Consider the following 6,239-nt stretch of genomic DNA (forward strand, 5'->3'; position numbering starts at 1 on the left):
GACTTTTAATAAGTCAAGACTTGTGGTCTTTTTATTTGCAATGATCCAGTGCATAAGGGAAATAAAGGTGTACAATCTGGAAAAAGGTAAATAATATTCCTGTGTTGTAAAGGATCTTAGCTGAACTGTTTTATAGTAAGGAATCAAGAATAATACATATTTTGAGGTGAGATGATGAAAAAATTTGTTGAGTATGTTTTTTTAACTTTTGGGGCGTCAATCGTTGCTATGGGATTAGAAACGATGTTAGCACCAAACGGGCTAGTAGATGGTGGTGTAACAGCCTTATCGATTATGGCCAATGCTTTATGGGGAATCCCAATTTATGTTGTATTTTTGGGCTTAAATATTCCTATCTTAATTTTTACAGCTAAAGAAGTGGGTAAAACCTTTGTCATTAGAACTCTATATGCAAATATCATTACTACCGTTAGTTTAGTACTATTTAAATCGATTCCTCCTATTACTCAATCTGAAGTCTTAATTGTTCTATACGGTGGGGTAATCTTAGGAGTTGGGATAGGAATCGTTGTAAAATTTGGCGGTGCAATAGATGGCACTGAAATGCTGGCGATTTGGTTTAACCAACACTATCAATTTCCGATTGCCTCATTTTTATTAGTCGTAAATGCTTTCATATTAACGATTGCGGCGGTTGTCTATACATTGGAACAGGCCATGCTTTCTCTGGCAGTTTTTTATATAGTGACGAAAATGATTAATTATGTTTTAGATGGATTAAATCATGGGAAATCTGTCATAATCATTTCAGAAAAACCTGATGAAGTTGGAGATAGCATTATCAGTCATTTAAATATCAGCATCACATTTTTATATGGAGAAGGCGGTTTTTTAGGAAAAAAAAAGAAGGTTATTTATTGTATTACGAACAGGTTTCTTTTTTCCAAATTAAAAAGTGTCGTTTTAGCAACCGATCCATCAGCTATTATGGAGGCGTCCTATGTTTGTGAAACATCTGGTATAGATAGGTCGCTTATAATACCGAAAGCAAATCCTTCTAAATAATAAAGCTTAATATTTGCTTATATTAGTTAGTCTCATGTTGATACTTGTGTATATCCCCCATTATAAACCAATTCGCAAAGGTTTGATAAATGCCTGTGCAAACGAAAAGGGCAAAGAGTCAGCAGTAAGCAAAAACATTACAACGAGTCGTGACCCCAAGAATATTCCTTTATTTATCATGAGTCGATAAAACTATTTTTTAAATAATGACTCTAAGGAAATTTTGAAAGATCCTCGTAAATAAAGAAGATCTTTTTATTTTAAATCCTCTAATTGAAAATCTCACAACACCATATAGTATATAAAAGTATACTAAGTGAATTTTTAAACATTATATAATAAAAAAGTGCGTACTTTTAATTATTCGTTGTAGATATTATACTAACCATCAATGCCGCAACCAATCTTTTTTAAGCGGCAATTGTTAAGATAAAAAGGCACATATACATTAGGCCTTTTAACAGGGGAATGAAGAATTCTCCTTTGTATTTTGAAAATAAGATCGGATTTAAGATAAATCTAATCTTTCTAAACTGTAACAACATCGGATACAGTTGTTAGGTGGAAGTTATACGCATTATTCAAGATAGATCGTCTATTAATGAATGCAGAAAGGAATGAAACGATGAGGGTAAGGCAAAAACCAAAACATCGAAAAGTTTGAGAAAGATGTTTAACAATCACTACAAATGATTAATGTCCTCAATATGGATATGACCATTTCCGGAAATTCATTTTCATGGTGCAAGTTTGGAGAAATAATCAAGTGTATAAAGCAGATGCGGGGTAGCGAAAGTCTGCAATCATTTAGATCGTAAAAAATTTGATGTGCCTTATATGGTTACCATAACCAACAATTATCAAGTATTAGAATAGGTACCTATCTTTTCTATTGGAAAAGATTTTAAAAAATGGAGGAATGAAAAGTGGATTCTATGACCTTTGTTTTGTTTGGAGCAACGGGTGATTTGGCTAAAAGAAAAATTTATCCGGCTCTTTTTAATTTGTTTTTAGATCAAAAGATGCCCCAGTCATTTTCAATTATTGGGTTAGGCAGGAGAGAACTATCGGATGGTGCATTTCAAACAAATGTAGAACATTCATTAAGAACATTTTCTAGACGCTTTATCGAAGATAAAGCTAAATTAAAAGAATTTATCGACGCGTTTCGTTACAGCCAATTAGATGTAACGGATGTGGAAGGGTATCAAGAACTGCTTAATTTGGTTCAAAGGCGTGAACGGGAGTTAAACATTCCTGAAAATCGATTATTCTATCTGTCTGTTGCACCCGAGTTTTTCGATGTAATCGCCTCTAATATTAAAGAAAGCGGATTGGGAACGACCAATGGATGGAAACGCCTGATTATTGAAAAGCCGTTTGGGCATGATATGGTTTCCGCCCAAGATTTAAATCAAAGGCTACGCAAATCTTTTAGCGAAGAGGAAATTTACCGGATAGACCATTATCTTGGCAAAACAATGGTTCAAAACCTCGAAGCATTGGCATTTGCCAATCCTGTGCTTCAATCCTTATGGAATAATCAGCACATAGCCAATATACAAATAACGGCTAGTGAAACGGTTGGAGTAGAAGACAGAGCGGGATATTATGATCAAGCCGGAGCCATCCGGGATATGTTCCAGAATCATATGCTGCAAATGTTGATGATGACGACCATGCATTTACCAAAAACGACAAGTGCGGCAGATATCCGGAATGAAAAGAGAAAGGTGATGGAATCATTGCGGCCTTTGCAGAAGGAGGATGTCGGTTCTCAAGTTGTCCGTGGCCAATATAGTGACGGAGAAATGAATCATGAGCCAGTGGTTGGATACAGGGAGGAACCTGGGGTTGATTCTTCCTCTTTCAATGATACTTTTGTTGCCGCCCGTTTATGGATTGATAATGATTTTTGGCGAGGAGTTCCTTTCTATATCCGTACGGGAAAGAGAATGAAGGAAAAGTCAACACGTATCGTCATTGAGTTTAAAAATCCAGTGAAGGAATTGTATGGATCCGATCAACAAACGGAACCAAATCTACTAATTGTCAATATCAATCCCAATGAAGGGATATCGTTGCAATTGAATAGTAAGAATCCGCTAAAAAACGGGAAAATTGAGCCTATTTCAATTGATTTCTCAACAGGAGCAAAAGACATACCCGAAGCTTATGAACTCTTAATCTTTGATGCATTACGCGGTGACTCGACATTCTTTGCTCACTGGAATGAAGTGGAATTATCGTGGAAATGGGTGCAGCCAGTTTTAGAAGCGTTTGAGGAAAACACAGTCCCCTTACATTTGTATCGTTCAGGTTCGATGGGGCCAGATGCTTCAGATGAACTTTTAAAAGAGGACGGGTTTTATTGGTGGGAATACCAAGGGTCTAAGTATGAGATGATTTCAAAAGATCAATCAGTAAAAACATTAAAAATAGGATAACAACACGAATAGTACAGGAGGACAAGAGGATGCAAGTTGGATTAATCGGGTTAGGGAAAATGGGGTTAAACTTAGGAAAAAATCTAATTGACCACGACTACGAAGTAGCCGCCTTCGATTTAAATGTTAATGCTGTAGAAGAAATCAGTAAGTACGGTGCTATAGAAACATCGAGTTTTAAGGAACTTATTAAAATCCTGGACGGCCCCAGAATTATCTGGATCATGGTTCCGCACGCTGTTGTTGATTCAGTTATAAATGAGATCACTCCATACTTGAGTAAAGGCGATATCGTAATCGAAGCTGGTAATTCTCATTATAAGGACTCCATTCGCCGCTACGGCCAGCTAAAGCAAGTTGGTGTAAGCTTTATGGATGTTGGTACATCCGGGGGAATGGAAGGAGCGCGTAACGGAGCTTGTTACATGGTCGGCGGGGATGTAGAAGTTTGGAGTATGGTTGAACCCATATTTCGAGACACAGCGGTAGAAAAAGGATATTTATATGCTGGTCCAGCAGGCAGCGGCCATTTCTTAAAAATGGTCCACAACGGAATCGAGTATGGGATGATGGCTGCGATTGGCGAAGGATTTGAAGTACTGGAGAAAAGTGAGTTTGATTTTGACTATGAAAAAGTGGCAAGAGTATGGAATAACGGTTCAGTCATTCGTTCATGGCTCATCGACTTAACAGAACGTGCATTTTCTAAAGATGCAAACTTAGAACAAATCAAAGGAACCATGCATTCTTCAGGAGAAGGAAAGTGGACAGTGGAAACGGCCTTGGATCTGCAGGCAGCCACTCCCGTGATCGCCATGTCTCTTTTGATGCGCTACCGTTCTTTAGATCATGACACATTTACAGGGAAAGTGGTTGCTGCCCTTCGGAACGAGTTTGGTGGCCATGCAGTTGAAAAAAGCGATTAGGTTAATATGGGATGGATTTTAGTAAACCAGATGATTATATATTAAAACAATCCGCAAGGTGAAAAAGGGAGTGAAATCATGAACGTAATGGATGCAAAAATCATTAGTACCCAATATGGTTTGGAGACGTATTTAGACGTTGTCAAAAGTGTTGATGTAAGAGAACTACAATATCCTACAGAGACAGAACCCTTTTTTGAAATCACAGTAGGGATAGAGTATTTTCTATTAAAAGAAGAAAGATATTATGACAGTAGAAAGAATTATTTTCGCATCCGTATGGATTCCGATTTTGGTTCCGTAACGCTCGTAGAAACAAAAACGGAAAGTTTATTTGCAGTGAAAAATGCAGGCGAGAAAGACGCAACAAAGAAACTTGTTGGAGAATGGCTTATAAAGACCCAGGCTTTCAAACAAGTTATAAATGAACTGATTGTTCAAAAGAAAATGGAAGACGTTCAAACAGAGGGGGATATTCAAGCAGTATTAGGAACCATAAGGTTCTTGGAGAAATTACTCGAAATCGAAGCAGAAGATATAGTAGGGACCATTGTTGAGGGAAAACCTGAATTTGTTCATTAGTAACATTTAAGATGATGGGAAACACTTATGACGTACTCAATTTCAAAAAAATGGATAAGGGAACCTTAAAGTTGCTAATTTCACCACAGAAAAGGAGAATTTACACATATGAATCGATTTACTATTCCGAGAGATGTTTATTTTGGAGAAGGATCCTTAGAAGTTTTAAAAACCCTTGAAGGGAAAAAAGCGACGGTTGTTATTGGCGGTCAATCGATAAAAAAATCCGGTTATCTCGATAAAATCCAAACTTATTTACGAGAGGCAGGCATTGAGACGCAACTAATCGAAGGTGTTGAAAACGATCCATCTATTACAACCGCTCAAAACGGCGGCAAGAAGATGGAAGAATTCCAGCCGGATTGGATCATTGCTGCCGGCGGCGGATCTCCGCTTGATGCGGCTAAGCTGATGTGGATTTTTTATGAAAACCCCGAACTGCCATTTGACCAAATCAAGGCTCCAAATGTACTGCCAACATTGCGTGAAAAAGCTCGCTTTATTGCCATTTCAACTACTAGCGGAACAGGCAGTGATGTATCTCCATTCTCCGTTATTACGGACTATGATAAGGGAGTGAAGTATCCGGTTTTTGGATATGAAATTACGCCTGACATTGCAATCGTTGATCCTGAACTGACGTATTCCATGCCTGCTTCGATTGTAGCCTATACGGGGATGGATGCATTGACACATGGCATTGAGGCATATGTATCCACCCTGCACAACTCTTTTACTGATCCGCTGGCCATGCAGTCGATTAGGCAAGTGGTAGAAAATATTGAAAAATCCGCAGTAGGTGACAAACAGGCAAGGGCAGAAATGCATTATGCCCAGGCCATAGCCGGCATGGCCTTTTCCAATGGATTTTTAGGAATTGTCCACAGCTTAGCCCATAAGAGCGGAGCCATTTTTGAAATTCCGCACGGTACAGCAAATGCACTCTACTTGCCATATGTGATTGATTATAATAGAAAGGCGGAAAGCTCAAGATATGCGGATATTGCAAGGATGCTTGGTTTAACCGGAAATACGGATGACGAATTGATTGACTCGTTAACAGACCTCATCCGTCGTTTAAACAAATCTTTGAATCTGCCATTAACACTAAAGGAATTTGGTGTGGGAGAAGCAGAATTTGAAAAACACCTGAACCAGATGGCAGCAGGAGCTGTTGAGGATCCTTGTACTCCATCCAATCCACGAGAAGTATCGGTGGAGGATATGAAAAAAATCTATATTGCGGCTTACAACGGAG

The 6,239-nt window shown here is 38.3% G+C and carries 5 protein-coding genes; all 5 read left to right on the forward strand.

The window, feature by feature from the left end; translation table 11 throughout:
* Positions 1–174: 174 nt before the first annotated feature.
* Positions 175–1,026 (forward strand): YitT family protein, encoded by an 852-nt coding sequence (locus tag ADA55_RS06320; protein WP_048680724.1) that lies wholly within the window; start codon positions 175–177, stop codon positions 1,024–1,026.
* Between the two features lie 926 nt (positions 1,027–1,952).
* On the forward strand, positions 1,953–3,473 hold the full coding sequence (gene zwf, locus ADA55_RS06325) for a glucose-6-phosphate dehydrogenase (protein ID WP_082162814.1): 1,521 nt from the start codon (positions 1,953–1,955) through the stop codon (positions 3,471–3,473).
* Positions 3,474–3,502: 29 nt separating this feature from the next.
* Entirely contained in the window at positions 3,503–4,399 is an 897-nt protein-coding gene (gene gnd, locus ADA55_RS06330) for a phosphogluconate dehydrogenase (NAD(+)-dependent, decarboxylating) (protein WP_048680728.1), read from the forward strand.
* 78 nt (positions 4,400–4,477) lie between these two features.
* Positions 4,478–4,981: a hypothetical protein gene (locus ADA55_RS06335; RefSeq protein ID WP_048680731.1), complete on the forward strand. Its 504-nt coding sequence runs from the start codon at positions 4,478–4,480 to the stop codon at positions 4,979–4,981.
* A gap of 108 nt (positions 4,982–5,089) precedes the next feature.
* Positions 5,090–6,239, forward strand: a 1,150-nt coding sequence (locus tag ADA55_RS06340; RefSeq protein WP_048680733.1) for an iron-containing alcohol dehydrogenase, incomplete at its 3' end; no start/stop codon positions are given.

The sequence above is a fragment of the Bacillus sp. 220_BSPC genome, from assembly GCF_001054655.1.
Lineage (GTDB): Bacteria > Bacillota > Bacilli > Bacillales > DSM-1321 > Peribacillus > Peribacillus frigoritolerans.

What these genes read in the sequence shown, in the direction of transcription:
- ADA55_RS06320 (WP_048680724.1), top strand. Translation starts at nt 175, where the DNA reads ATGAAAAAATTTGTTGAGTATGTTTTTTTAACTTTTGGGGCGTCAATC.
- gnd (WP_048680728.1), top strand. Translation starts at nt 3,503, where the DNA reads ATGCAAGTTGGATTAATCGGGTTAGGGAAAATGGGGTTAAACTTAGGA.
- ADA55_RS06335 (WP_048680731.1), top strand. Translation starts at nt 4,478, where the DNA reads ATGAACGTAATGGATGCAAAAATCATTAGTACCCAATATGGTTTGGAG.